Origin of the sequence: Brevundimonas bacteroides DSM 4726, assembly GCF_000701445.1 — a bacterium.
Taxonomy (GTDB): Bacteria; Pseudomonadota; Alphaproteobacteria; order Caulobacterales; family Caulobacteraceae; genus Brevundimonas; species Brevundimonas bacteroides.
The window spans coordinates 35,563-58,333 of the sequence record NZ_JNIX01000015.1 but is presented as its reverse complement, the minus strand read 5'-3'; the positions used below and the strand labels follow the sequence as shown (position 1 = coordinate 58,333).

The window sequence follows — 22,771 nt, the reverse complement described above, 5'->3', positions numbered from 1 at the left end:
ACGCTACGCCGACACGAAACGGCCGCAAATGGTCAAGCTGGCCTGAAACGCGAATTTGTTTCGCGTGCCGTGCGAAATATCACGGGTGGTCGGTCAGTCCTCGTCGGGCGCGCCGAGCGGGAAATAGCCGCGATAGGGACGCGCCTCATCTAACACGCGGGCGTAGCTGGGGCGGTCCAGCAGACGGCGGCGGTAGGCCCAGAGGTGCTGAAATCGCTCCGGAATGGCGTGGGTCCAGTGGGCGTAGAGCAGGCCTGGCGCGGCGCCGCAGTCTGCCAGAGTGAAGGTCCCGCCCGCCGCCCAGGTGCGGGTGGCCATCACGCCGTCCAGCCAGGCGTAGGCGGTCTCCAGCTTCGCGCGGGCCTCGGCGTCGGCGATGGGGTCGCGGTCGGCCTCAGGGCGGAGAGTGTTGTAGATGATGCGCTGCTGATTGGACTGGAGGTGGTTGTCGAAGACCCGGTCCATGAAGCGGACCTGCAGCGCCGCGTCCGGGTCGGTTGGGATCATGGGCGTGTCCGGGGCGATCTGGTCGAGGCGCTCGATGATGATCGAGGTCTCGGCGGTCACGCGGCCGCTGGCCTCTTTCAGGATCGGGAACTGGCCGAAGGGCCATGAGGCCTTTAGCTCGTCCATGGCCTCCGGTTGCTCGAGGTTCCGGTGCCCGAACGGCAGGCCCTTCTCATAGAAGGCGACGAGGGCCTTCTGGCAGTAGGAGGAGAAGGGGTGGCTGTAGAGGACCAGATTGGTCGCGGGGTCGCTCACAGGCGCTTCTCCATCCAGACGTTGCAACGCGCGTAGGGCGTCGGCTGGGGCGGCAGGTCGACGAAGCCGAAGCGGCGATAGAGGGCGATGGCATGGGTCTGGCTGGTGTTGGTCTCCAGATAGAGCCGGGGCGCGCCGGCGGCGCGGGCGTGATCCTCGCAGGCCTGGAGCAGTCGATGGCCGAGGCCGAGACCCTGGGCCGAGCGGGCGACCGCCATCTTGCCGACCTCATAGCCGCCGTCCGGCATGGCCAGCAGCGCGCAGCAGCCGACCGCCTCCCCGTCCCGCTCGACCATGAAGATGATCCCGCCCCTGGACAGGACGGAACCGTCCGGATCATCCAGCGTCAGGCGGTCCTTGGCCTCGATGGCGTAGCCGCCGTCGAGGATCCAGTGCTCGTTCAGCGCGATCCACGCGGGGTGATGGTCAGGGCGATAGGGGACGATGTCGAGGCGCATTGCCCCCACCCTGCCCCGCTCCGAGGCAAACGAAAAGGGCGATCCGGTCGCCCGGATCGCCCTCTCAGATCGTCAGCGTCGAACGGAGGCTCAGGCCTCGTCGTCGCCCTCGTAGGACATGACCGGACCCGAGTCCTGGCCCTTGGCCGAGACGTCGCGGTCGACGAACTCGATGACGGCCATGGGGGCGTTGTCGCCGTGGCGATAGCCGGCCTTCATGATGCGGATGTAGCCGCCGTTGCGGTCGGCGTAGCGCGGGCCGATCGTCTCGAACAGCTTGCCGACCTGGGTCACGTCGCGGACCTGGCTGATGGCCTGACGACGGGCGTGCAGGTCGCCCTTCTTGCCGAGCGTGACCAGCTTCTCGACGAAGGGCCGCAGCTCCTTGGCCTTGGGCAGGGTCGTCGTGATCTGCTCGTGCTTGATCAGCGAGGCGGCCATGTTGGCGAACATGGCCTGGCGGTGGCTGACCGTACGGCCGAGCTTGCGATAGGCGGCGCCGTGGCGCATCGGGGTCTCTCCTACTCAACCCTGGTTTCCAGCAGAACCGGACCTTGGGCCTGTCATTCTAACCGCTCCGCGACCCCCGGTTCGCTTTTTTGGGGGTCTTGGGCGGAGGGTTGAAACTAGATCTGGTCGTCGAACTTCTTGGCCAGGTCTTCGATGTTTTCGGGCGGCCAGTTCGGCACGTCCATGCCGAGCGACAGACCCATGGAGGTCAGGACCTCCTTGATCTCGTTCAGCGACTTGCGGCCGAAGTTCGGGGTGCGAAGCATCTCGCCCTCGGTCTTCTGGATCAGGTCGCCGATGTAGACGATGTTGTCGTTCTTCAGGCAGTTGGCCGAGCGGACGGACAGCTCCAGTTCGTCGACCTTCTTCAGCAGGGCCGGATTGAACGGCAGGTCCGGCTTGCCCTCGGTCGCCTCGACGGCCTTCTTGGGCTCTTCGAAGGTGATGAAGATCTGCAGCTGGTCCTGGAGGATGCGCGAGGCATAGGCCACGGCGTCGACCGGCGACACGGCGCCGTTGGTTTCGACTTCCATGATCAGCTTGTCGTAGTCGAGCGACTGGCCCTGACGGGTCGGCTCGACGCGATAGGCGACGCGCTTGACCGGCGAATAAAGGGCGTCGACGGCGATCAGGCCGATCGGGGCGTCTTCCGGGCGGTTGAACTCGGACGCCACATAGCCCTTGCCGTTCTGGACGGTCAGTTCCATGCGGATCGAGGCGCCGTCGTCCAGGGTGCAGAGCACGTGATCGGGGTTCAGGACCTCGATGTCGGCGGGCACATCGATCTGGCCGGCGGTCACCGGACCGGGGCCGGTGGCGCGCAGCGTCATGCGCTTGGGGCCCTCGGCGTGCATGCGCAGGGCCAGTTGCTTGATGTTCAGCACGATGTCGACGACGTCCTCGCGCACGCCTTCCAGCGACGAGAACTCGTGCACCACGCCGTCGATCTGGATGGCGGTCACGGCCGCGCCTTGCAGCGACGACAGGAGAACGCGGCGGAGCGCATTGCCGAGCGTCACGCCAAAGCCGCGCTCCAGAGGCTCTGCCACCAGACGCGCCTTGCGTTGCGCGTCGGAACCCAGCTCGATCTGCGGCTTCTCGGGACGGATCAGCTCTTGCCAGTTACGTTCGATCATAGGTGTCCCTAACGAGTGTCGCCGGTCCCCCTAAACCTCGTCAGGTGAGGCAGGACCGGCGGAAAATAAGGTCGGCGGCAGTCTTCAGGCGGCGCTTAGACGCGGCGACGCTTGGGCGGACGGCAGCCGTTGTGTGGCATCGGGGTGACGTCGCGGATGGTGGTGATGGTCATGCCGACGGCCTGCAGGGCCCGCAGCGCCGACTCGCGGCCCGAACCCGGACCCGAAACGTTGACTTCCAGGGTGCGGACGCCGTGCTCGGCGGCCTTCTTGCCCGCGTCCTCGGCGGCCATCTGGGCGGCGTAGGGGGTCGACTTGCGCGAACCCTTGAAGCCCATGTGACCGGCCGACGACCAGGAAATCGCGTTCCCTTGCGCGTCGGTGATGGTCACCATCGTGTTGTTGAAGGACGCATTCACGTGGGCGACGCCCGAGGTGATGTTCTTGCGCTCGCGCTTCTTTACGCGACCCGGTTCCTTGGCCATCAGCTAGCTCTCTTACTTCTTCTTGCCGGCGATCGGCTTGGCGGGACCCTTGCGGGTGCGGGCGTTGGTGTGGGTGCGCTGGCCGCGGACCGGCAGGCCCTTGCGGTGACGCAGGCCGCGGTAACAGGCCAGGTCCATCAGACGCTTGATGTTCATCGAGGTCTCGCGGCGCAGGTCGCCCTCGACGGTGTGATCCTTGTCGATCGTCTCGCGGATCTGCAGGACTTCGGCGTCGGTCAGCTGGTTGACCCGGCGCGAGGCCTCGATGCCGACCTTCTCGGTGATCTCCTGGGCGGACTTGGGTCCGATGCCATGGATGTACTGCAGCGCGATGACGACGCGCTTGTTGGTCGGGATGTTGACGCCAGCGATACGGGCCACGAAGCTCTCCAGATACGCGTTTCCGGACGCAACAAACGCTCCGGTCAACAGACCAGGAGCGTGGCGCCCTTCGCGGGAAGCGCGCCTTATACAGGTGATTCAGTTTCCGTCAACGCCCGTTGACGGCTCGCAGTGCCAACAGGCCTCGGCGCCGATCGGGCTGCCGGGCGGCGTGGGCGTCTCGATGCGGTTCTCTTCCAGCAACTGATCCAGCCGCTCGCGGTCGGAGATCAGCTCGGCCAGGAAGCGGTCATGCGCCCGCTGAACCGGGTCGGAAGCGCGCGAACTGTCGAGACGTTCCTCGAGCGCCTTGAGGCGGTCTTCCACGATGGCGGAGCTCGTGGCCGAGACGGCATCCGAGCGCAGCAGTCCGGCCAGCGTCAGGACGGTGCGCGCCTGGACGCGGCGGGCCGGCTCGGCCAGCCGGCCGGCGGCAGGACGGAAGGCCGTGGCGAACAGGGTGTCCAACGTCTCGGTCAGGCCGAGCGCGGATGGATCGCGGCGTTCGACGTCGGCGAGACGTTCCACGCGGCGGGGGGCGAGCAGCGCGTTGAGCGTCGTGTCGGCGGCGGCCTCGGCGGCGCTGCCGGGGTCGAAGAGCTGGCCTTGGCGGGTGGCGAACAGCTCGATGTCGTGCTGGGGGTCGCTGTCGCCCGACTGCTGGGCGGCGAGCAGGGCCAGGAGGGGCTCGGGCAGGTCCAGCGCGGCGGGGTCGAGCGTGGTCATGAGGGCGGCAAGCGCGGCGCGTTGTTGGTCGGCGGGAACGGGCTGGGCGGTCTCGCGGCCGTCGCCGGTGACCGGATAGCCGTAATCCAGGCCGCCGATCAGCTTGGCCGTGGCGTCCACCTGATAACGGTGGAAGAGATAGATGGGCACGATGCGCCGGCGCAGGTCATTGACGGCCGAGCCCTCCGGCAGGGCGGCGAGGCCGAAGCGGCTCAGAGCTATGCGGCGCACCCGCATCAAGTGGTTGAGCTCCTCGACCGGGTCGGCCCCGTTGTCCCACAGACTGCCCCAAGGCTGGGCGTCGCCGCCCACCCGGGCGTCGCCGTCCGAGACGAAGCGAAGGCGCGCCGCCCCTTCCCTCGCCCGCCGGTCCAGTTCGGCCGGATCGGCGTCGGCATAGAGCCAGTCGATGGCGAAGCGATCCCACTCGCCGACGCCCGTGTCATAGGCGCTGGAGAAATCCAGCTCGTCGCCGTCCACCCGGATCAGGGGCACCGGATAGTCCATGACCGAGGCGCGGTCCTGGGTCGAGGCGGCGAAGTTGTGCAGCAGGCCGATGGCGTGGCCGACCTCGTGCGCCGACAGCTGGCGGATGCGGGCCAGCGCGACTTCGCGCGGGTCGTTGGGGCCGCCAGTCCCTGTCTGATCGGCGCCGACCAGCCCTTCGAAGATCAGCATGTCCTGACGGATGCGAAGGCTGCCCAAGAGCACGCTGCCCTTGACGATCTCTCCGGTGCGGGGATCGACGACGCTCTGGCCGTAGGACCAGCTGCGCGTCGCGCGATTGACCCAGTTGATGACGTTGTACCGGGCGTCCAGCGGATCGACGCCCTCGGGCAGGACCTCGACGCGATAGGCGTCGATGTAGCCCGCGCGTTCGAAGGCTTCGGCCCACCACTGGGCGCCCTCCACCAGCGCCGTGCGGATCGGCTCGGGAGCGGCGCGATCGACGTAGAAGACGATGGGTTCGACGACGGTGGAACGGGCCGCCGTCGGATCGGTCTTCACCAGGCGGAAGCGGTTGGCGACGCGGCTGACGATCGGTTCGTCCAGCGGGGCGGAGAAGTCGGTGATCACCGTCGACAGCGCACCCGTGCGAGGGTCGTAGGCGCGGGGCTGGTAGCCGTCGTCGGGCAGGCGGATGAAGCTGTGGCGCACGGTGAAGGTGGCCATGCGGCTGTCCGGCGCGATCTGGTTCAGCACGCGCCCGGGGTTGTCGACGCTGAAGGTCAGGCGGGCTTCCAGCTCGACGTTGTCGGGGAAGGCGCGGGCCTGGGTCGGGTCGATCAGGGTCAGGTCGGCGACGGGGCGCAGCGTCCCCTGCCCCGAACGGGCCAGGGACGGCGCGATGCCGTGGGCGTCGCGGGTGACGAAGCTGGAGATGTCGATCAGGACCGAGCCGTCGGGCGCGGTGGCGATCACCTCCCCGGACCAGACCGAGGAGCCGACGAAGGCGTCGCGGGCGGCGGCCTGTTCCTCGGGCGAGCCCTGGCTGGCGCGATAGCGGGGGTTCTCGAACTCGGCGATGACGCGACGGCCGAGGCGGCGGAAGGCGAGGATGTTGGTCGGGCCGATCTGGGCGCGGTCCAGCCCCGTGACGGCCGAACCCACGCCGGTGCGCAGCGCGGTATGATGGATGACGCGGGCCAGCACGCCGTCGCTGGCAGCGGCCGGGAGCTGCATCAGCACCTTGCCGCCGGCCTGATCGACGAAGATCGGCAAGAGGCCGTCCTGTCGCGCCAGGCCCTCGATGGTCCGGCTGTAGGAGGCGGGCTCCGACTGGGCGACGGCAGCCGCGGGCGCCCCGAGCGCCAGAATCAGGGCGAGCGCCGTCGCCGCCGTGCCGATCCGAACCATGATGCCGCCCCTCGCCTGAATACCCGGGCATTTGGAGGGGTTCGCGCGGTCAGGTCAAACGGCGCTTCAACCCTGCCGCCCGAACTGGACGAAGACGGTCACCCGGAAGCCCTCCACGACGCGGCCCGAGGCCGTGGTGGGCGGCCGGAAGCGGAAGTGGGTCTCGGCGATGCGGACGGCGGCGTCGCCGAAGCCCAGGCCGCCCGGCGTCTCATCGACGAGACGGCAGGCCTCCAGCCGGGTGTCGGCGCGGATGACACAGTTGACCGAGGCGCGGCCGGCGATGCGGCGGCGGCGGGCTTCGGGCGGGACGAAGTCCATGATCTCGCCGTTGGAGGCGCCGCGCAGGATCTGGGCGCCCGTGCCGGATCCCGGTCCATCGCCGGCGCCGGTTCCGGCGCCCGTGCCGGTCCCCTCGCCGCCCTGACCGAGGCCGGTGTTGAGGGTCGCCGTCGGCGAGGCGCCGACGACCAGGGTGGGCTCGGGCGCAGGCGTCGGCGGAAGCACCGGCAGTTCGGGCCGGACGCGCGGCGGGTCCGGCGGCCGGTTGACGCGCGAGGCGGCCGCCGGCGCGCCCCCGCCCGGGTCGGCGGCGGGTTCGGGGCCTGGCGGAGGCGGCGGAGGAGGCGGCGGCGCGATCTCGAACAATTCGACCGAGATCGGCAGCTGGAGCGGGATCGACGGCGGCGCGGCGCGGGACAGGCCGATGGCAGCCAGGACAGCGACATGGGCGGCCACGACCGTGGCGACCACGGCCGGGCGGGTCCATCGCTTCGCTGTCGCGTCTGACAGAAACTGGGCCACGCGCCTGGGTATCATCGGGTCATGAACGCATGAGACGGCGAAGCGTCACCTTGCGTTCATTCGGCCTGTAACGCGAGCCTCAGGCGGACTTGCCGTCCAGGGCCGCGTCGATGGCGGAGGCGACGCTGTCGATCGAGCCCATGCCGTCGACCTCGGTCAGGAGGCCCTTGTCGGCATAGTACGGCAGCAGAGGCGCGGTGTTGCGGTTGTAGGCGTCCAGCCGGACCTTGAAGCTGTCCGGATTGTCGTCCGGCCGACCCTGATCGGCGTAGCGCTTGGCGATCCGCTCCATCAGAGCCGTATCATCGACCTTGAGCCGCACGACGTGGTCGATCTTCTTGCCGAGCTTGGCCAGCATGGCGTCGAGCGCCTCGGCCTGGGGCACGGTGCGCGGGAAGCCGTCGAAGATGGCGCCGCCGGCGTCCTCGGCCTCCTTCAGGCGCGCCTCGATCAGGGCGATGACGATGGCGTCAGAGACGAGCTCGCCGCGCGACATGATGGCCTGGCATTCCAGACCAAGCTTGGAGCCCGAAGCGATCGCCTCGCGCAGCATGTCGCCGGTCGACAGCTGGACCATGCCGCGCTGTTCGACCAGCCGCTTGGCCTGGGTGCCCTTGCCGGCCGCGGGGGGCCCGAACAGGATCAGATTCATGCTCGGCACCCCTCCCCGGGCACTCAGGCGCTAGCGACGCACGGGCGCGGGCGCGCCCCGGCCGCCGCGACCGCGCAGCTTGGCCTTCTTGATGAGGCCTTCGTACTGGTGCGCCAACAGCTGCGACTGGATCTGCGCCACCGTGTCCATCGTCACCGAGACGACGATCAGGATCGAGGTGCCGCCGAAGTAGATGCCGCCCATCTGGCCGACCAGGAACTCGGGCAGCAGGCAGACGGCGGTGATGTAGGCCGCGCCGATGACCGTCAGACGGGTGAGGACGTAGTCCAGATACTCCGCCGTGCGCTTACCCGGACGAATGCCCGGCAGGAAGCCGCCGTACTTCCTCAGGTTCTCGGCCGTGTCCTCCGGATTGAAGGTGATCGAGGTGTAGAAGAAGCAGAAGAAGACGATCAGAGCGCCGTACAGGGCGATGAACACCGGCTGGCCCTGCTGGAGCTGGCCCGTGACGACCGGCAGCCAGTCCATCCAGCCCGGCAGATCGGCCGTCGCCGTCATCTGGGCGACCGTGGTCGGCAGCAGCAGCAGCGACGAGGCGAAGATCGGCGGGATGACCCCGGCGGTGTTGACCTTCAGCGGCAGGAAGCTGCGTTCCCCGCCCGCCATGCGATTGCCTTCCTGGCGCTTCGGATACTGGATCAGAAGGCGGCGCTGGGCGCGCTCCATGAAGACGATGAACACCACGACGGCGATCGCCAGGACGGTGATGAACAGCAGTGTGAAGACCGACATCTGGCCCTGCTGGGCCAGACCCAGCAGACGCGCGACCGTACCCGGCAGGATGGCCACGATACCCGCGAAGATGATCAGCGAGATACCGTTGCCGACGCCGCGCGCCGTCACCTGCTCGCCCAGCCACATCAGGAACATGGTGCCGCCGGTCAGCGACACGACCGTTGTGACGATGAAGAACAGGCCAGGTTCGTCGACCAGTCCGGCTTGCGCGTTCAGGCCCACGGCGATGCCGAAGGACTGCGCCAGCGCGAGTACCACGGTCAGATAGCGCGTGTACTGGTTCAGCTGCTTGCGGCCGCTCTCGCCGCCTTCCTTGCGCAGCTTTTCCCACGGCGGATACACGCTGCCCATGAGCTGGACGATGATCGACGCTGAGATGTAGGGCGTGACGTTCAGGGCGAAGACAGCCATCCGCTCGACCGCGCCGCCCGAGAACATGTTGAACATATCCAGGATGCCGCGCTGGCCGTCCGGATTGTTGAAGAACTGCAGGAAGGCTTCGGAGTTGATGCCCGGGATCGGCACATAGGTGCCGATGCGATAGACCAGCAGCGCCAGCAGGGTGAACAGCAGGCGCTTGTGCAGCTCGGTCGCCTTGGCGAACGAGCCCATGTTCATATTCGCGGCGAGTTGTTCGGCGGCCGAAGCCATGTGTCGTTACCCCGACTGATCAGAACGCGGCGTATCGACGAGAATCCGACGCCTGCGTCCAGATAGGCGACGGGCGGCCTCTTGGGGAGACAGCCCGCGCTTTATTGTTACGCCTTGGCCGAAGCGGTGCGCTTGGCGCGGGCCGAGACCTTGTTGGCGTCACCCTGCGGAGCCTTCGGCGCCGGGGCCTTGCCCTTGGCGGCGTTGCGCTTCTCGACGCGGGCGGCGGCCTTGGCTTCCGCCTCGATGCGCTGCTCAACGACCGAGCCGCCGGCGGCCTCGATGGCCTTCTTGGCGCCGGCCGAGGCCGACCAGACGACCAGATTCAGCTTGGCCTTGACCTCGCCGGTGCCCAGCAGGCGCACGCCGTCCTTGCTGCGACGGATCACGCCGGCGGCCACCAGGGCGTCACCGTTGATTTCCGACTTGGCGTCCAGCTTCTTGGCGTCCACGGCGTCCTGAAGACGCCACAGGTTCACTTCGGCCAGCTTGAGCGCATTCGGATTGTTGAAGCCGCGCTTGGGCATGCGCATGTAGAGCGGCATCTGGCCGCCCTCGAAGCCGCCGATGGCGACGCCGGAACGCGACTTCTGGCCCTTGACGCCCCGACCGGCGGTCTTGCCCTTGCCCGAGCCTGGGCCACGGCCGACGCGCATGCGCTTCTTGTGGGCACCCTCGTTGTCGCGGATTTCATTCAGCTTCATGTGCCTGATCCTTTCGGGTTCTAGCGCCTGGCTGGGCCAGACTCGGCGTTTGGATTGAGCAAGGGCTTAGTGAGTAGGGCTTAGGGCTTAGAAGGTTCGACCCTCCTAAGCTCTAAGCCCTAAGCCCTACTCGATTACTTCTCGACGATCTTGGTCAGGTGGGCGACCTTGGCGATCATGCCGCGGACCGAGGGAGTGTCCTCCAGGGTCTTTTCGCGGCCGACACGGTTCAGCCCCAGGCCCACCAGGGTGGCGCGCTGGTCCGACTTGCGGCGGATCGGGCTGGCCGTCTGACGGACGGTGACCGTCGCGTTTTCATTCTTCGCCATCTCTTAGGCCTCCACGGCTTCAGGCGCGGCTTCGGGAGCCGAGGCGCCATCGTTGCGGCGGCCCATCAGGTCGGCGACCTTCTTGCCGCGCTTGGAGGCGACCTGACGCGGCGAGGACTGAACCTTCAGCGCCTCGAAGGTCGCGCGGATCATGTTGTAGGGGTTCGACGAACCGGTCGACTTGGCCACGACGTCGTGGACGCCGAGGGTTTCGAGCACGGCGCGCATCGGACCGCCGGCGATGACGCCGGTTCCCGGAGGAGCCGCGCGCATCATGATCTTGCCGGCGCCCCAACGGCCCGAGCCGTCGTGGTGCAGGGTGCGGTTCTCGCGCAGCGGAACCCGGATCATGGTCTTCTTGGCTTCCTCGGTCGCCTTGCGGATGGCTTCCGGCACTTCGCGCGCCTTGCCGTGACCGAAGCCGACGCGACCCTTGCCGTCGCCGACGACCATCAGGGCCGCGAACGAGAACCGGCGGCCGCCCTTCACGGTGGCGGCGACGCGGTTGATGTGCACCAGCTTCTCGACGATGTCCGAATCCGGACCGTCGGCGGCGGGAGCGTTGGAGTTGTTGCGGTTGTCGCGACGGTTGCGGTCGTTGCCGCCTTGTCCGCCGCCGCGCTGGGGTGCCTGGGCCATCTGTCGGTCCTTAGAAGTTCAGGCCGGCTTCACGCGCGGCATCCGCCAGCGCCTTCACCCGACCGTGATAGATGTAACCGCCGCGGTCGAAGACCACGTCCTTGACGCCCTTCTCGATGGCGCGCTGGGCGACCAGCTTGCCGATCGCGGCGGCCGCCTCGACGTTGGAGCCCTTGGTGACGCCCGCCTTGTCGCCTTCCAGCGACGAGGCCGAAGCCACGGTGACGCCCTTGGCGTCGTCGATGATCTGCGCCGAGATGTTCTTGTCCGAACGATGGACCGACAGGCGCAGGCGGCCGTTGGCCACGGCCTTGAGGCGGCGACGGGTGCGCTCGGCGCGACGCTTGGCGTTTTGCTTGAGAGTCGTGGCCATGGCTTACTTCTTCTTGCCTTCCTTGCGGCGGACCTTCTCGCCGGCATAGCGGACGCCCTTGCCCTTGTAGGGCTCCGGCGGACGCAGCTTGCGGATGTTGGCGGCCAGTTCGCCGACGACCTGCTTGTCCGGGCCCGAGATCTTGATCTCGGTCTGCTTCGGCACCGCGAAGGTCACGCCGGCCGGAGCCTTGATGTCCACTTCGTGCGAGAAGCCCAGCTGCAGCGACAGGTCGTTGCCCTTCATGGCGGCGCGATAACCCACGCCGACCAGCTCGAGATTGCGCTCGAAGCCGGTGGTGACGCCGGTGACCATGTTGTCGACCAGCGTCCGCGACAGGCCCCACATCGCGCGGGCGCGCTGGGTGTCCGAACGGATCTCGAAGGTCAGCTGATCGCCGTCCAGCTTGGGCTCGACTTCCTCGGCCACGGTCCAGTACCGCTCAGCCTTGGGACCCTTGACGGTGACGGTCTGGCCGTCGAGCGTGACAGTCACGCCCTTCGGCACGGTGATGGGACGTTTTCCGATACGGGACATCTTAATAGACCCTGCAGAGGACTTCGCCGCCGACGTTGGCGTCGCGGGCTGCGGCGTCGGACATGACGCCCTTGGAGGTCGACAGGATCGAGATGCCCAGGCCGTTCTTGACCGGCTTCAGGTCGCTGATCGCCGAATAGACGCGGCGGCCGGGCTTCGACACGCGGGCGATCTCGGCGATCACCGGCTGGCCGTCGAAGTACTTGAGCTCGATCTCGAACTGCGGGAACTCGCCCGGGTTCTGGACCAGGTTGTAGCCACGGATGTAGCCCTCGTCCTGCAGCACGTCGAGAACGCGCTGGCGCAGGCGCGAGGCCGGCGTCAGGACCTTGGAACGCTTGCGCATGGCCGCGTTCTTCATGCGGGCGATCATGTCGCTCAGGGGATCGTTGATCATCATGTCTGTCGCTCCCCTTACCAGCTGGACTTGGTCAGGCCCGGGATCTGACCCAGGTTGCCGAGCTCACGCAGGGCGATACGGCTCATCTTGAGCTTGCGATAGAAGGCGCGCGGACGACCCGTCACCTCGCAGCGATTGCGGATGCGGACGGCCGCCGAGTTGCGCGGCAGCTCGGCCAGCTTCAGGCGGGCGTCGAAACGCTCTTCCAGAGGCAGGCTCTCGTCGTTCGCGGTCGCCTTCAGGGCGGCCCGCTTCGCGGCATACTGCGCAACCTTGGCCTTGACCATTTCGTTGCGGTTTACGGCGCTTTTCTTAGCCATTGTGCTTTTCCCTTCCCGCTCAGTTCTTCACGAACGGGAACTTGAACTCGGTGAGAAGCGCGCGCGCCTCGTCATCGGTCTTGGCCGTGGTGCAGACGATGATGTCCATGCCCCACATCTGGTCGATCTGGTCGTAGTTGATCTCCGGGAACACGATGTGCTCCTTCAGACCCATGGCGTAGTTGCCGCGACCGTCGAACGACGTCGGCTTCAGGCCCCGGAAGTCCTTCACGCGCGGCAGGGCGATCGTGATCAGACGGTCCAGGAACTCGTACATCTGGTCGCCGCGCAGGGTGACCTTGCCGCCCACGACCATGCCTTCGCGCAGCTTGAAGCCGGCGATGGAGTTGCGGGCCTTGGTCGGCACGGCCTTCTGGCCGGCGATCTGGGTCAGGTCCTTGAGGGCGGCGTTCGCCTTCTTGGAGTCCGCCACGGCTTCGCCGATGCCCATGTTCAGCACGATCTTCTCGAGCTTGGGCGTCTGCATCGGGTTGGTGTAACCGAACTTCTCGGTCATCACGCCCTTGATGCGCTCGTTGTACTCGGTCTTGAGCCGGGGAATGTACTTCTCGGTCGCCATCAGATGACGTCTCCCGTGGTCTTGGCGAAACGAACCTTCTTGTCGCCGTCCATGCGGAAGCCGACGCGGGTCGCCTTGCCGTTGGCGTCGGCGATCGCAACGTTCGAGACGTGGATCGACGCTTCCTTGTTCTTGATGCCGCCCTGGGGGTCGCCCTGGGACGGACGGGTGTGGAGCTGGACCATGTTGATCCCCGTCACGACCACGCGGTTCTCGGTGGGCAGGACCCGGGCGACTTCGCCCGTGCGGCCCTTGTCCTTGCCGGTCAGGACGACGACGCGGTCGCCCTTCTTGATCTTGGCGGCCATGGTTACAGGACCTCCGGAGCGAGCGAGATGATCTTCATGTGGTTCTTGGCGCGCAGCTCGCGCGGAACCGGCCCGAAGATGCGGGTGCCGACCGGCTCGTTCTGCTTGTTGACGATCACGGCGGCCGAGCGGTCGAAACGGATCACCGAGCCGTCCTTGCGCTGGATGTCCTTGGCGGTGCGAACGACGATGGCGCGAACGACGTCGCCCTTCTTCACGCGGCCGCGCGGGATGGCTTCCTTGACGGAAGCGACGATGGTGTCGCCGACCGAGGCGTAGCGACGCTTCGCGCCGCCCAGCACCTTGATGCACATGACCCGGCGAGCGCCCGAATTGTCGGCCACGTCCAGGTTAGTTTGCATCTGGATCATTGTTCAGATCCTTCCGATTACGAAGCGGAAGACGGGGAGAGGACTTCCCACCGCTTCAGCTTGGACTTGGGGGCGCACTCGACGATGCGGGCGACGTCGCCTTCCTTGAGGGCGTTCGTCTCGTCGTGGGCGTGATACTTCTTGGACAGGCGGACGGTCTTCTTCAGGACCGGGTGCAGCAGGGTGCGCTCGACCTTGACGACCACGGTCTTGTCGCCCTTGTCGGACACGACCACGCCTTCGAGAATACGTTTGGGCATGGGGGTTCCTTACGAGGCCTTCTTTTCACGCAGCAGCGTGGAGATCCGGGCGATGTCCTTGCGGACTTCCGAAACGCGATGCGTCTTCTCCAGCTGGCCGGTGGCCGCCTGGAAACGCAGGTTGAACTGCTCCTTCTTGAGCGACAGCAGCTGGTCGCCCAGCTGGTCCGTCGTCTGGGAGCGGAGATCGGCGATCTTGGTCATCAGGCGGCGGCCTCCGTATGAGCCACGCCGGCGTCCAGGCGGGTGACCACCTTGGTGCGCACGGGCAGCTTGGCGGCGCCGAGACGCAGCGCCTCACGGGCGATGTCGTCGGCCACGCCGTCGATTTCGAACAGGATGCGGCCCGGGTGGCAGCGCGCGGCCCAGTGGTCCACGGCGCCCTTGCCCTTGCCCATCCGGACTTCCGCCGGCTTGCCGGTGACCGGCAGGTCGGGGAACACGCGGATCCACACGCGGCCCTGGCGCTTCATCTGGCGGGTGATCGCGCGGCGGGCCGCCTCGATCTGGCGCGCGGTGATGCGTTCCGGCTCCAGCGTCTTCAGCCCGTAAGAGCCGAAGTTCAGCGAGAAGCCGCCCTTGGCGGAGCCGTGGATCCGGCCCTTGAAGGCCTTGCGGTACTTGGTTTTCTTAGGCTGCAGCATGGTCCTTAGCCCTCACGGCCACGACGGCCGCCGCGGTCGTCGCGGCGCGGGCCGCGTTCGCGGCCTTCGTTGGAAGACGGGCCGGCGGCCTCGGCGGCCCAGCGCTTGTCCTGGGCCATCGGGTCGTGCTCCAGCACTTCGCCTTTGAACACCCAGACCTTCACGCCGATGATGCCGTAGGTCGTCTTGGCCTCGATGAAGCCGTAGTCGATGTCGGCGCGCAGGGTGTGCAGCGGCACGCGGCCTTCGCGATACCACTCCATCCGCGCGATTTCCGCTCCGCCGAGGCGGCCCGACACGTTGATCCGGACGCCCTTGGCGCCCAGGCGCATGGCCGACTGCATCGCGCGCTTCATGGCGCGACGGAAGGCGATGCGGCGCTCGAGCTGCTGGGCGATGTTCTCGGCGATCAGTTGGGCGTCGGTCTCGGGCTTGCGGACCTCGACGATGTTCAGGTGAACCTCGCCTTCGGTCTGAGCCGAGATGTCCTTGCGCAGCTTCTCGATGTCGGCGCCCTTCTTGCCGATCACGACACCCGGACGGGCGGCGTAGATCGTCACGCGGCACTTCTTGTGCGGACGCTCGATGATGATGCGCGACACGCCGGCGGCGTTGAGGCGTTCCTTCAGCCACGTGCGCAGCTTCAGGTCCTGGTGCAGCAGACGGGCGTAGTCGGCCCCACCGGCGAACCAGCGGCTGTCCCAGGTGCGGTTCACGCCGAGGCGGAAACCGATCGGATTGATTTTCTGACCCATCAGGCGGCCTCGCCGGCTTCGCGGACCACGATGGTGATCTCGCTGAACGGTTTCAGGATGCGCGACGAACGACCACGAGCACGGCTCGCGAAGCGCTTCATCACCAGGTTCTTGCCCACGAAGGCCTCGGCGACGACCAGATTGTCGATGTCGAGGTTGTGGTTGTTCTCGGCGTTCGAGACGGCGCTGTAGAGCACCTTGCGAACGTCGGTCGCGATGCGCTTGCGGCTGAACTCCAGCTCGTTCAGAGCCTTCTGCACCGGCAGGCCGCGGATCGAGGCGGCCACCAGATTCAGCTTCTGCGGGCTGATGCGGACGTTGACCAGCTTGGCGCGGGCCTCGGTCTGTCCGACGCGGCGGGGGTTCTTGGTCTGGGCCATCTTACTTCCGCTTCGCCTTCTTGTCCGCGGCGTGGCCGGGGAAGTTGCGGGTCGGGGCGAACTCGCCCAGCTTCATGCCGACCATGTCCTCGTTGACGTGCACGGGGACGTGCTTCTGGCCGTTGTGGACGCCGAACGTCAGGCCCACGAACTGAGGCAGGATGGTGGAGCGGCGCGACCAGGTCTTGATCACGTCCTTGCGGCCCGACGTCTGAACGGCGTCGGCCTTCTTGAGCAGATACCCGTCGACGAACGGGCCTTTCCAGGAGGAACGGGCCATCTTTAGCGAGCCTTCTTCACGTGGCGGCTACGGATGATGAACTTGTCCGTGGCCTTGTTCTTGCGGGTGCGGGTGCCCTTGGTGTCCTTGCCCCAGGGCGTGACCGGCGTACGGCCGCCCGAGGTCCGGCCTTCACCACCACCGTGCGGGTGGTCGATCGGGTTCATGGCGACGCCGCGAACGTGCGGACGCCAGCCCATGTGGCGGACGCGACCGGCCTTGCCGAGGTTCTGGTTCATGTGGTCGGGGTTCGACACCGCGCCCACCGTGGCCATGCAGCCGTCCAGAACCATGCGCAGCTCGCCCGAGCCGAGACGGATCTGGGCGTAGCCCTGGTCGCGACCGACCAGCTGGGCGTAGGCGCCGGCCGAACGGGCCAGCTGGGCACCCTTGCCCGGCTTCATCTCGACGTTGTGGATGATGGTGCCGACCGGGATCGAGCGCAGCGGCATGGCGTTGCCCGGCTTCACGTCGACCTTCTCGCCGGCCACGATCGTGTCGCCGGCCTTCAGGCGCTGCGGCGCGATGATGTAGGCCTTCTCGCCGTCAGCGTAGCTGATGAGCGCGATGAAGGCGGTCCGGTTGGGGTCGTACTCCAGGCGCTCGACGGTCGCCTCGGCGAACTTGCGGCGCTTGAAGTCGATCTTGCGGTACAGGGTCTTGGCGCCACCGCCGCGGAAGCGCACGGCCACACGGCCGCCCTGCCCCCGGCCGCCCGACTTGGTCAGGCCTTCGGTCAGCGACTTTTCCGGACGGCCCTTGTGCAGTTCCGAACGGTCGATCAGCACCAGGGCGCGACGGCCCGGCGAGGTCGGATTGTAGGTCTTCAAGGCCATCGGATCAGAGCCCCGTCGTGACGTCGATCGACTGGCCCTCGGCCAGCGTCACGATCGCTTTTTTGATGTCGACCCGGCGGCCCTGGATGCCCCGGAAGCGCTTGGTCTTGCCCTTCTGGACCAGGGTGTTGACCTTGAGGACGTTGACCTTGAACAGGCTTTCGACCGCCGCGGCGATCTCGTCCTTGGAGGCGTTGTCCGCGACGCGGAAGACGACCTTGTTCTGCTCCGACAGGATCGTGGCCTTCTCGGTGATCACCGGAGCCAGGATGGTGTCGTAGTGCTTGGCGGTGGGTTGGGCGGCCATTACGCGGCGTCCTTCTCGGCTTGTTCGCGACGCGACGGCTTGTGGTCGGCGTAGCGGGCTTCGATGGCGTCGACGGCGGCCTTGGACAGCACCAGCTTGTCGGCGCGCAGGATGTCGTAGACGTTCAGGCCGGCGTTCGGCAGCACGTGGATGTGCGGGATGTTACGCGACGCCATCGCGAACTTCTCGTCCACTTCCGGGCCAGCGATGATCAGCGTCTTGGTCCAGCCAAGCTTGCCAAAGGTCTCGCGCAGGGCCGAGGTCTTGGCGTCCTTGACGGTCAGGGCGTCGACGACGACCAGGTCGCCGGCCTTGGCCTTGGCCGAGAGCGCATGACGCAGGGCCAGGGCGCGGACCTTCTTGGGCAGGTCATAGCCGTGGTCGCGGACGACCGGGCCGAAGGCGCGCGAACCACCGACGAACTGGGGCGCGCGACGCGAGCCGTGACGGGCGCCGCCGGTGCCCTTCTGCTTGTACATCTTCTTGCCGGTGCGAGAGTTCTCGTTCCGGGTCTGGACCTTGTGGGTGCCGGCGCGGCGCTTGGCCAGCTGCCAGTTGACGTAGCGGGCCAGCAGGTCGCCGCGAATGTCGGTGATGCCGAAGACGGCGTCCGACAGTTCAACGTCGCCCGAGGCCTTGCCGTCGAGTTTGATGACCGAGAGTTTCATCAGGCTTCACCGCCTTCGGTGGTTTCGACCGCTGCCGGCTCTTCGGCAGGCGTTTCGGCCGGGGCAGCGGCAGCAGCCGAGCCCTTGGTCTTGAACGAACCCGGGAAGGGCACGCCGTCGAACGGCTTCTTGTGGGCGTCGCGGACCTTGACCCACGAACCTTCGTGGCCGGGGACGGCGCCCTTGACCATGATCAGGCCGCGCTCGGCGTCGACCTTCACGACGGTCAGGTTCTGGGTGGTGATCGTCTCGACACCCAGGTGACCAGCCATCTTCTTGCCGGGGAAGGTGCGGCCCGGATCCTGACGGTTACCGGTCGAGCCGTGCGAGCGGTGCGAGACCGAAACGCCGTGGGTGGCGCGCAGACCGCCGAAGTTCCAGCGCTTCATGGCGCCGGCGAAACCCTTACCGATGGTCTCGCCCTGGATGTCGACCTTCTGGCCGGCGACGAAGTGGTCCGCCGACAGGGTCGCGCCGACGTCGATCATGGCGTCTTCCGACACGCGGAACTCCATGACCACATGCTTCGGCTCCACCTCGGCCTTGGCGAAGGTCTCGCGCTGGGCCTTGTTGGTGTTCTTGGCCTTCTTGGCCCCGGCGCCCAGCTGCAGGGCGACGTAGCCGTCCCGCTCCTGGGTGCGTTGGCCGACGACCTGACAGTCGTCGAGTTGAAGCACAGTGACCGGAACGTGCGCGCCGTCATCGGCGAACACGCGGGTCATGCCCAGCTTCTTGGCGATCACGCCCGTGCGCATCGGATCCCGCCTTCTCTACTTTAAATCTTGATCTCGACGTCCACGCCGGCGGACAGGTCGAGCTTCATGAGCGCGTCCACGGTCTGCGGGGTGGGGTCGACGATGTCGAGGACACGCTTGTGCGTGCGGATTTCAAACTGCTCGCGCGACTTCTTGTCGACGTGCGGCGAGCGGTTCACGGTGAACTTTTCGATCAGGGTCGGCAGCGGGATCGGACCCCGAACGGTCGCGCCCGTGCGCTTGGCGGTGTTGACGATCTCGCGCGTCGAAAAGTCGAGGACGCGGTGATCGAAGGCCTTGAGCCTGATGCGGATGCTTTGATCCATATCGGTAGCTATTCCCAAGCAGGCGAACCTGCGTCCCTGTGAACCATTTCAAAGACCGGAGCCTTTCGGGGAAACCCCGTCAGGTACGCACGTTTCGCAAAAACGATCGGCCCACGCGGTCGCCCGCGAAGGCCGTTGAAGTCCTAAGTCGCTGCAAAGAACGGTAACTCAGGTCGTTCCTGCGAACCGCGTCTGCAGTTGCCTGCACAGCCGGTCCAACAAGAGGGGCGGCTTATGACCGCCGATTCCGCTTTCGTCAAGCGGGCGAACGCCTCTGAGCGGCAGGAAATGAAAAGACGGCCCGGGGGGTTCCACGCTCCCGGGCCGTCCCGACGTTCGGCGGGCTGAAGTGGGGGAGATCAGCCGCCGATGCGCACGCGTCCTCCGCCCATGACGGACTGGGACACCGAGCCGGTCACCCGGCCCACGTTGACGTTGCCGCCGCCCACCAGGCTGGCGTCCAGGCTCGAGACCGTGCCGGTGACGGTGATGTCGCCGCCGCCCGCGATAGACGCGTCCAGCGATCCGGCGTCACCCTGGACATGGATATCGCCCGAGCCGCCGATGGAGGCGTCGATCGAGGTCGGTCGGCCGCCGTTGATACGGATGTCGCCCGAACCGCCGATGGCCGCATCGACCGAGCCGGTGACGGAGGCGACAACCACCGTACCCGATCCGCCGATGGACGCGTCCAGATCGCCGGTGGCGCCCGCCGTGATGGTGCCCGAGCCGCCAATGGCCGCTTCGAGGCTGCCCGACGTTCCGGCGCGCATGCTGCCTGAGCCGCCAACCGACAAATCCATGGTCCCGGATGTATTGGCCACGGTCCAGTCTCCGCACCCGCCGCTGGCCAGGTCGATCGAGGTCGCGCCTCGACCCACGGCTCCGAACACGGCGGCGTTCTCGGTGGAGACATCCACGGTCGGCGGGGTCCGAACGACGATCAACGGCGCGGCCGAGAGTTGCACCCGGCCGTGGTCACGACCCTCGACCGACGCCCCCTCGCCCGGCTGGCGAGCGTCGGAGGGGCCGCTCTGGCAGTTGCGGAAGGCGCGGCGGCCCAGGTTGCCGTCGATGCGGACCTCGTCGCCGACGCGGGTGACGGTCACGGCCGGGAGGCCCGAGGAGCCCTGTTCGATCTCGACGGCGACGTCGGCGCGGTCCTCGACGATCACCACCATGCGGGCGGCGGCGTGGCGCACGCGGACCTCAGGCTCCTTGGCCTCGGCGGGCGCGGCGGCGAAGGCGAAGGCCGCGACCAGTGCGGTCGAGACGACGGTCAAAGCCAAGGTGGTCTTCATGGGGTGTGCTCCTCTCCAGCGATGGAGCGGAACCTGATCCCCAGGGACGCCGAAGTCATTTTAACTCGACGTCATGACCTCGATTTAATCGAGCAGTCGCTCAGGCCCGCAGCGCCCCTGCACCGTCCTGGGCCTGCGCGTCCGGCACGAAGTCGCGCTCGAAGTGGGCGATGCGGCTCTTCAGTCCGCCGACGCGCTTCAGCGCCAGAGACGCCGCCCAGCGTGCCGCAAGCTCGGGTGTGGTCATGGTCTCGGTAAAGCGGGGCCGCCCGCCCCGGCTGCGGATCACGGCGTTGGTGTAGAGGGCGCCGTTGCGGAACCGCGAGGGCCAGGTCTGGAAATCCATCGACAGGCTGACGCAGAATTTATCCAGGTTCTCGACCCGGTGCGGCGCATAGAGCGGCCAGGTCAGGGCTTCGCCCGGCTCCAGATCGAACACCTGGGCGTCCGCTTCGAAGGCCAGGGTGTAGGGCAGCTCCTCGGTGGTCTGACGCGCGACGACCTGCTCCATGCTCACTTCCGGCAGATGCGCCTCGTCGCCCGGATAGACAAAGATGCGCTTGCGACCGCGCAGGTGGAACAGCACCACGCCCGCCGCGTCGAAGTGATACGGCACCTTGGCCACCGGCGAGGAGATGATCAGCTGGCCCGCATTGGTGACCGCCCGCATGCCGGGATACGTCGCCTGGATGCGCCGGAACTCGCCCATCGCCGCCGCCCACAGCTCGGGGCAGCCGGCCTCGGCGTTCCGCAGATTCACCCACAGCCGCCCGCCCTGGATCGCGGCCAGCAGCTGCTCGCCCGTCAGGTCGCCCTTGTCGCCGGTCCGCAGCGAGACCTGCCCCTCGGCATCGTAGTCGTAGAGGTTGATGTCGATCAGCTCGGCCGGATAGCGATGCAGGATCTCGGCCAGCGCCGCGTCCGAGGCGAAGCCCTGCTCCACCAGTCCGTGCGGATGCTTGGCGGCTTCGGCGATCGGACCGGGATAGCGGGTGCGGCGGGCGGTCTTCAGCATGGTCATCCTTCTCAAGCCGAGGCCTGGCGGCCCGTGGCCTTCTTCATGGCGACGCCGGCGGCGGCGACGGCGCCCATCAGGCGGTTGGCGGGGGTGGTCTCGCAGGCCTCGATGGCGGCCCAGCGCCGGCGCACGCTGGTGCGCAGCCGCTCGGCCCGTCCGCCCGCCGCCCCGTTCAGCAGGCCGACGGCCGCGTCGGACAGGGCCGCGCCCAGCCCGGGCTTCAGCACCACGGCCTCGCGCACGCCCTGCGACGCATTGCAGAAGTACTTCTTGTAGCCCTCGCCGCCGAAGCCGAAGTCGAACACCCGGAACCCGTCCGCGCAGCCCAGCTTCATAGTGTCGAGCGTCAGCAGGATGCCCGGCGAGCACCGCGCCACGGCGGGCTCATAGGCCGGGAACCAGAAGTGATAGCGGTCGCCCGCGTGCAGCGAATATTCGATCGCCGCGATCCTGTCCCCGGTCCACAGCGCCGCCATCGACGCCCCGAAGTCCTCCCGCCCGTCCGCCATCAAGGCGTGTAGCAGATCGCGGGTCCAGCCGCAGGCGAAGATGTCGTGCCGCCCCGTCCGCGCATACTGGTCGCGCTTCAACTCGATCAGATGATCCAGCAGCATCGGATCGGTCAGGCCGCGCTCGACCCGGATCGCCCCCTGCTCGGCCTCCAGACTGCGCCGCGCCCGTTCCTTGTCCTTGAAGTACTTGCCCCAGGTCTGGCGACGCTCGGCGTACCAGGCGTCGTAACCCTCCTCCGGCGTGATGGTCATCAGCGTCTCGCGCGGCTCGCCCACGCCCGACGGCCCGACCCAGGCCGAGACGTTCAGCCGGGGCGCGCCCAGCAGGGCCGCGGCCGTCTCCAGCGGCGGGGCCTCGCCCGGCATGGCGACGACGCCGTGATAGTCGTTCATGGGCGCGCCCAGCGGCTGGATCGCCGCCCCGCGCCGCTGATGCGGGAAATAGCCCACGGTGCGTCCGTCCCGGCTCAGGACCGCCACGGCCGCGTCCGGGCTGATCCGCCCGGCGATTTCGGTGAACTCGAAGCGGAAATAGGGGCTGGCCAGGTCAGGGTTGGCGTCCGTCATGGCCCGCCACAGCACCCGGTCCGCCAGCGTCAGCTGATCGGCCCTGACGATCTCGATCTGTAGCGATCCGGCCATGCGCCTCTCCGTCGCGCGCCTTCCAGCAAGACGCGTTCCGGCCAGGACCCTGCCATGGGCGCCATTTCGGCACGGTTCAGAGACGTGGTGAAGGAAAGGTTGGGAGCCGTCGCACCGCCAGAGCGTTGCCGCTCCTCAAGGAGAAAGACCGATGACCGATCCCGCCCGCGACCCCGGCTACTCGTCAGACTACGAAGAGGAAAGGCCCGACAGAGACGGCCAACCACCTCGTCCTGCCCAGGAGCCGGCAGGGTCGGAAGGCTCTTCGAACTCCGGCAAGACCAAGACTGACCCGGCGACGGGAGAGCCGAACTAAAGCTCCTTCTCCCGCACAGGAGAACGACAAGG

At 67.4% G+C, this 22,771-nt stretch carries 34 protein-coding genes; all 34 read right to left on the bottom strand.

From position 1 onward, the window contains the following. Positions 1 to 93 precede the first annotated feature (93 nt). The 34 genes from Q333_RS0113655 to Q333_RS0113490 all read right to left on the bottom strand — a co-directional run bounded on the left by Q333_RS0113655 (position 94) and on the right by Q333_RS0113490 (position 22,423). Positions 94 to 762 carry a glutathione S-transferase family protein gene (locus tag Q333_RS0113655; RefSeq protein WP_084176147.1) on the bottom strand — a complete coding sequence of 223 codons (669 nt, stop codon included), beginning with the start codon at positions 760 to 762 and terminating at the stop codon, positions 94 to 96. Next, positions 759 to 1,220 (bottom strand): GNAT family N-acetyltransferase, encoded by a 462-nt coding sequence (locus Q333_RS0113650; RefSeq protein WP_029417746.1) that lies wholly within the window; start codon positions 1,218 to 1,220, stop codon positions 759 to 761. The genes Q333_RS0113655 and Q333_RS0113650 overlap by 4 nt, the downstream gene beginning before the upstream one ends. Before the next feature lie 90 nt (positions 1,221 to 1,310). Continuing rightward, entirely contained in the window at positions 1,311 to 1,730 is a 420-nt protein-coding gene (gene rplQ, locus Q333_RS0113645) for a 50S ribosomal protein L17 (protein ID WP_029417745.1), read from the bottom strand. 116 nt (positions 1,731 to 1,846) lie between these two features. Then, on the bottom strand, positions 1,847 to 2,866 hold the full coding sequence (locus tag Q333_RS0113640) for a DNA-directed RNA polymerase subunit alpha (RefSeq protein ID WP_029417743.1): 1,020 nt from the start codon (positions 2,864 to 2,866) through the stop codon (positions 1,847 to 1,849). A 95-nt stretch (positions 2,867 to 2,961) separates the two neighbouring features. Further along, the gene (gene rpsK, locus Q333_RS0113635; protein ID WP_029417742.1) at positions 2,962 to 3,351 is read right to left on the bottom strand and encodes a 30S ribosomal protein S11; all 390 of its coding nucleotides are present in this window, start codon (positions 3,349 to 3,351) and stop codon (positions 2,962 to 2,964) included. A gap of 12 nt (positions 3,352 to 3,363) precedes the next feature. Further along, positions 3,364 to 3,732: a 30S ribosomal protein S13 gene (rpsM, locus tag Q333_RS0113630; protein ID WP_029417740.1), complete on the bottom strand. Its 369-nt coding sequence runs from the start codon at positions 3,730 to 3,732 to the stop codon at positions 3,364 to 3,366. Positions 3,733 to 3,831: 99 nt separating this feature from the next. Then, on the bottom strand, positions 3,832 to 6,315 hold the full coding sequence (locus tag Q333_RS0113625) for a zinc-dependent metalloprotease (protein ID WP_051651337.1): 2,484 nt from the start codon (positions 6,313 to 6,315) through the stop codon (positions 3,832 to 3,834). 66 nt (positions 6,316 to 6,381) lie between these two features. Further along, the gene (locus tag Q333_RS17680; RefSeq protein WP_051651336.1) at positions 6,382 to 7,119 is read right to left on the bottom strand and encodes an energy transducer TonB; all 738 of its coding nucleotides are present in this window, start codon (positions 7,117 to 7,119) and stop codon (positions 6,382 to 6,384) included. Positions 7,120 to 7,198: 79 nt separating this feature from the next. Continuing rightward, positions 7,199 to 7,771: an adenylate kinase gene (locus Q333_RS0113615; RefSeq protein WP_029417734.1), complete on the bottom strand. Its 573-nt coding sequence runs from the start codon at positions 7,769 to 7,771 to the stop codon at positions 7,199 to 7,201. Positions 7,772 to 7,801: 30 nt separating this feature from the next. Next, the gene (gene secY, locus Q333_RS0113610) at positions 7,802 to 9,178 is read right to left on the bottom strand and encodes a preprotein translocase subunit SecY (protein WP_029417733.1); all 1,377 of its coding nucleotides are present in this window, start codon (positions 9,176 to 9,178) and stop codon (positions 7,802 to 7,804) included. Between the two features lie 107 nt (positions 9,179 to 9,285). Continuing rightward, positions 9,286 to 9,882 (bottom strand): 50S ribosomal protein L15, encoded by a 597-nt coding sequence (gene rplO, locus Q333_RS0113605; protein ID WP_029417732.1) that lies wholly within the window; start codon positions 9,880 to 9,882, stop codon positions 9,286 to 9,288. 134 nt (positions 9,883 to 10,016) lie between these two features. Continuing rightward, the gene (rpmD, locus tag Q333_RS0113600; RefSeq protein ID WP_029417730.1) at positions 10,017 to 10,211 is read right to left on the bottom strand and encodes a 50S ribosomal protein L30; all 195 of its coding nucleotides are present in this window, start codon (positions 10,209 to 10,211) and stop codon (positions 10,017 to 10,019) included. A gap of 3 nt (positions 10,212 to 10,214) precedes the next feature. Further along, on the bottom strand, positions 10,215 to 10,850 hold the full coding sequence (gene rpsE, locus Q333_RS0113595) for a 30S ribosomal protein S5 (RefSeq protein ID WP_029417728.1): 636 nt from the start codon (positions 10,848 to 10,850) through the stop codon (positions 10,215 to 10,217). A gap of 10 nt (positions 10,851 to 10,860) precedes the next feature. Then, entirely contained in the window at positions 10,861 to 11,223 is a 363-nt protein-coding gene (rplR, locus tag Q333_RS0113590; RefSeq protein ID WP_029417727.1) for a 50S ribosomal protein L18, read from the bottom strand. A gap of 3 nt (positions 11,224 to 11,226) precedes the next feature. Further along, positions 11,227 to 11,760 (bottom strand): 50S ribosomal protein L6, encoded by a 534-nt coding sequence (rplF, locus tag Q333_RS0113585; protein ID WP_029417725.1) that lies wholly within the window; start codon positions 11,758 to 11,760, stop codon positions 11,227 to 11,229. Position 11,761: 1 nt separating this feature from the next. After that, the gene (rpsH, locus tag Q333_RS0113580; RefSeq protein ID WP_029417723.1) at positions 11,762 to 12,160 is read right to left on the bottom strand and encodes a 30S ribosomal protein S8; all 399 of its coding nucleotides are present in this window, start codon (positions 12,158 to 12,160) and stop codon (positions 11,762 to 11,764) included. 14 nt (positions 12,161 to 12,174) lie between these two features. Next, positions 12,175 to 12,480 (bottom strand): 30S ribosomal protein S14, encoded by a 306-nt coding sequence (gene rpsN, locus Q333_RS0113575; protein ID WP_029417722.1) that lies wholly within the window; start codon positions 12,478 to 12,480, stop codon positions 12,175 to 12,177. A gap of 19 nt (positions 12,481 to 12,499) precedes the next feature. Then, entirely contained in the window at positions 12,500 to 13,060 is a 561-nt protein-coding gene (rplE, locus tag Q333_RS0113570; protein ID WP_035294472.1) for a 50S ribosomal protein L5, read from the bottom strand. After that, entirely contained in the window at positions 13,060 to 13,368 is a 309-nt protein-coding gene (gene rplX, locus Q333_RS0113565; protein WP_029417720.1) for a 50S ribosomal protein L24, read from the bottom strand. Before rplX ends, rplE begins: the two co-directional genes overlap by 1 nt. Before the next feature lie 2 nt (positions 13,369 to 13,370). Continuing rightward, positions 13,371 to 13,739 carry a 50S ribosomal protein L14 gene (rplN, locus tag Q333_RS0113560; RefSeq protein ID WP_029417718.1) on the bottom strand — a complete coding sequence of 123 codons (369 nt, stop codon included), beginning with the start codon at positions 13,737 to 13,739 and terminating at the stop codon, positions 13,371 to 13,373. Between the two features lie 17 nt (positions 13,740 to 13,756). Continuing rightward, on the bottom strand, positions 13,757 to 13,999 hold the full coding sequence (gene rpsQ, locus Q333_RS0113555; protein ID WP_029417716.1) for a 30S ribosomal protein S17: 243 nt from the start codon (positions 13,997 to 13,999) through the stop codon (positions 13,757 to 13,759). Positions 14,000 to 14,008: 9 nt separating this feature from the next. Then, the gene (rpmC, locus tag Q333_RS0113550) at positions 14,009 to 14,203 is read right to left on the bottom strand and encodes a 50S ribosomal protein L29 (protein ID WP_029417715.1); all 195 of its coding nucleotides are present in this window, start codon (positions 14,201 to 14,203) and stop codon (positions 14,009 to 14,011) included. After that, positions 14,203 to 14,643, bottom strand: a complete 441-nt coding sequence (gene rplP / locus Q333_RS0113545) for a 50S ribosomal protein L16 (protein ID WP_029417713.1) — start codon at positions 14,641 to 14,643, stop codon at positions 14,203 to 14,205. Before rplP ends, rpmC begins: the two co-directional genes overlap by 1 nt. A gap of 5 nt (positions 14,644 to 14,648) precedes the next feature. After that, the gene (gene rpsC, locus Q333_RS0113540; RefSeq protein ID WP_029417712.1) at positions 14,649 to 15,398 is read right to left on the bottom strand and encodes a 30S ribosomal protein S3; all 750 of its coding nucleotides are present in this window, start codon (positions 15,396 to 15,398) and stop codon (positions 14,649 to 14,651) included. Further along, the gene (rplV, locus tag Q333_RS0113535) at positions 15,398 to 15,778 is read right to left on the bottom strand and encodes a 50S ribosomal protein L22 (protein WP_035294470.1); all 381 of its coding nucleotides are present in this window, start codon (positions 15,776 to 15,778) and stop codon (positions 15,398 to 15,400) included. The genes rpsC and rplV overlap by 1 nt, the downstream gene beginning before the upstream one ends. Before the next feature lies 1 nt (position 15,779). Further along, on the bottom strand, positions 15,780 to 16,058 hold the full coding sequence (gene rpsS, locus Q333_RS0113530; protein WP_029417709.1) for a 30S ribosomal protein S19: 279 nt from the start codon (positions 16,056 to 16,058) through the stop codon (positions 15,780 to 15,782). Positions 16,059 to 16,060: 2 nt separating this feature from the next. Further along, entirely contained in the window at positions 16,061 to 16,894 is an 834-nt protein-coding gene (gene rplB / locus Q333_RS0113525; RefSeq protein ID WP_029417708.1) for a 50S ribosomal protein L2, read from the bottom strand. A 4-nt stretch (positions 16,895 to 16,898) separates the two neighbouring features. Continuing rightward, positions 16,899 to 17,201 (bottom strand): 50S ribosomal protein L23, encoded by a 303-nt coding sequence (locus Q333_RS0113520; RefSeq protein WP_029417707.1) that lies wholly within the window; start codon positions 17,199 to 17,201, stop codon positions 16,899 to 16,901. After that, positions 17,201 to 17,869 carry a 50S ribosomal protein L4 gene (gene rplD / locus Q333_RS0113515; RefSeq protein WP_029417706.1) on the bottom strand — a complete coding sequence of 223 codons (669 nt, stop codon included), beginning with the start codon at positions 17,867 to 17,869 and terminating at the stop codon, positions 17,201 to 17,203. The genes Q333_RS0113520 and rplD overlap by 1 nt, the downstream gene beginning before the upstream one ends. Next, positions 17,869 to 18,624, bottom strand: coding sequence for a 50S ribosomal protein L3 (gene rplC / locus Q333_RS0113510; RefSeq protein ID WP_029417705.1), 756 nt, complete (start codon positions 18,622 to 18,624; stop codon positions 17,869 to 17,871). Before rplC ends, rplD begins: the two co-directional genes overlap by 1 nt. Positions 18,625 to 18,644: 20 nt before the next feature. After that, positions 18,645 to 18,950, bottom strand: a complete 306-nt coding sequence (gene rpsJ, locus Q333_RS0113505; protein ID WP_003164367.1) for a 30S ribosomal protein S10 — start codon at positions 18,948 to 18,950, stop codon at positions 18,645 to 18,647. Positions 18,951 to 19,309: 359 nt separating this feature from the next. Next, complete coding sequence (locus Q333_RS0113500) at positions 19,310 to 20,251, bottom strand: GIN domain-containing protein (RefSeq protein ID WP_035294468.1); 942 nt, start codon at positions 20,249 to 20,251, stop codon at positions 19,310 to 19,312. Positions 20,252 to 20,351: 100 nt separating this feature from the next. After that, complete coding sequence (locus Q333_RS0113495) at positions 20,352 to 21,266, bottom strand: cupin-like domain-containing protein (protein WP_029417699.1); 915 nt, start codon at positions 21,264 to 21,266, stop codon at positions 20,352 to 20,354. A gap of 11 nt (positions 21,267 to 21,277) precedes the next feature. Beyond that, positions 21,278 to 22,423, bottom strand: a complete 1,146-nt coding sequence (locus tag Q333_RS0113490) for a GNAT family N-acetyltransferase (RefSeq protein WP_029417697.1) — start codon at positions 22,421 to 22,423, stop codon at positions 21,278 to 21,280. Positions 22,424 to 22,771: the final 348 nt, after the last annotated feature.

Bases quoted from the DNA above. Each gene is read 5' to 3' on its own strand.
- rpmD (WP_029417730.1), bottom strand. From the start codon at position 10,211: ATGGCGAAGAATGAAAACGCGACGGTCACCGTCCGTCAGACGGCCAGC.
- rpsH (WP_029417723.1), bottom strand. From the start codon at position 12,160: ATGATGATCAACGATCCCCTGAGCGACATGATCGCCCGCATGAAGAAC.
- rpsS (WP_029417709.1), bottom strand. From the start codon at position 16,058: ATGGCCCGTTCCTCCTGGAAAGGCCCGTTCGTCGACGGGTATCTGCTC.
- rpsK (WP_029417742.1), bottom strand. From the start codon at position 3,351: ATGGCCAAGGAACCGGGTCGCGTAAAGAAGCGCGAGCGCAAGAACATC.
- Q333_RS0113625 (WP_051651337.1), bottom strand. From the start codon at position 6,315: ATGGTTCGGATCGGCACGGCGGCGACGGCGCTCGCCCTGATTCTGGCG.
- rplP (WP_029417713.1), bottom strand. From the start codon at position 14,643: ATGCTGCAGCCTAAGAAAACCAAGTACCGCAAGGCCTTCAAGGGCCGG.
- rplD (WP_029417706.1), bottom strand. From the start codon at position 17,869: ATGAAACTCTCGGTCATCAAACTCGACGGCAAGGCCTCGGGCGACGTT.
- Q333_RS0113640 (WP_029417743.1), bottom strand. From the start codon at position 2,866: ATGATCGAACGTAACTGGCAAGAGCTGATCCGTCCCGAGAAGCCGCAG.
- rplQ (WP_029417745.1), bottom strand. From the start codon at position 1,730: ATGCGCCACGGCGCCGCCTATCGCAAGCTCGGCCGTACGGTCAGCCAC.
- rplB (WP_029417708.1), bottom strand. From the start codon at position 16,894: ATGGCCTTGAAGACCTACAATCCGACCTCGCCGGGCCGTCGCGCCCTG.
- rplX (WP_029417720.1), bottom strand. From the start codon at position 13,368: ATGGCCGCCAAGATCAAGAAGGGCGACCGCGTCGTCGTCCTGACCGGC.
- rpsE (WP_029417728.1), bottom strand. From the start codon at position 10,850: ATGGCCCAGGCACCCCAGCGCGGCGGCGGACAAGGCGGCAACGACCGC.
- Q333_RS0113495 (WP_029417699.1), bottom strand. From the start codon at position 21,266: ATGCTGAAGACCGCCCGCCGCACCCGCTATCCCGGTCCGATCGCCGAA.
- rpsJ (WP_003164367.1), bottom strand. From the start codon at position 18,950: ATGGATCAAAGCATCCGCATCAGGCTCAAGGCCTTCGATCACCGCGTC.
- Q333_RS0113615 (WP_029417734.1), bottom strand. From the start codon at position 7,771: ATGAATCTGATCCTGTTCGGGCCCCCCGCGGCCGGCAAGGGCACCCAG.
- Q333_RS0113520 (WP_029417707.1), bottom strand. From the start codon at position 17,201: ATGGCCGCCCAACCCACCGCCAAGCACTACGACACCATCCTGGCTCCG.
- rpsQ (WP_029417716.1), bottom strand. From the start codon at position 13,999: ATGCCCAAACGTATTCTCGAAGGCGTGGTCGTGTCCGACAAGGGCGAC.
- rplE (WP_035294472.1), bottom strand. From the start codon at position 13,060: ATGGCGACCGAGAAGTACATTCCCCGGCTCAAGACCGAGTACAACGAG.
- rplF (WP_029417725.1), bottom strand. From the start codon at position 11,760: ATGTCCCGTATCGGAAAACGTCCCATCACCGTGCCGAAGGGCGTGACT.
- rpsN (WP_029417722.1), bottom strand. From the start codon at position 12,480: ATGGCTAAGAAAAGCGCCGTAAACCGCAACGAAATGGTCAAGGCCAAG.
- rplR (WP_029417727.1), bottom strand. From the start codon at position 11,223: ATGGCCACGACTCTCAAGCAAAACGCCAAGCGTCGCGCCGAGCGCACC.
- secY (WP_029417733.1), bottom strand. From the start codon at position 9,178: ATGGCTTCGGCCGCCGAACAACTCGCCGCGAATATGAACATGGGCTCG.
- rplO (WP_029417732.1), bottom strand. From the start codon at position 9,882: ATGAAGCTGAATGAAATCCGCGACAACGAGGGTGCCCACAAGAAGCGC.
- Q333_RS0113490 (WP_029417697.1), bottom strand. From the start codon at position 22,423: ATGGCCGGATCGCTACAGATCGAGATCGTCAGGGCCGATCAGCTGACG.
- rpmC (WP_029417715.1), bottom strand. From the start codon at position 14,203: ATGACCAAGATCGCCGATCTCCGCTCCCAGACGACGGACCAGCTGGGC.
- rplN (WP_029417718.1), bottom strand. From the start codon at position 13,739: ATGATCCAGATGCAAACTAACCTGGACGTGGCCGACAATTCGGGCGCT.
- rplV (WP_035294470.1), bottom strand. From the start codon at position 15,778: ATGGCCCAGACCAAGAACCCCCGCCGCGTCGGACAGACCGAGGCCCGC.
- rpsC (WP_029417712.1), bottom strand. From the start codon at position 15,398: ATGGGTCAGAAAATCAATCCGATCGGTTTCCGCCTCGGCGTGAACCGC.
- rplC (WP_029417705.1), bottom strand. From the start codon at position 18,624: ATGCGCACGGGCGTGATCGCCAAGAAGCTGGGCATGACCCGCGTGTTC.
- Q333_RS0113650 (WP_029417746.1), bottom strand. From the start codon at position 1,220: ATGCGCCTCGACATCGTCCCCTATCGCCCTGACCATCACCCCGCGTGG.
- Q333_RS0113500 (WP_035294468.1), bottom strand. From the start codon at position 20,251: ATGAAGACCACCTTGGCTTTGACCGTCGTCTCGACCGCACTGGTCGCG.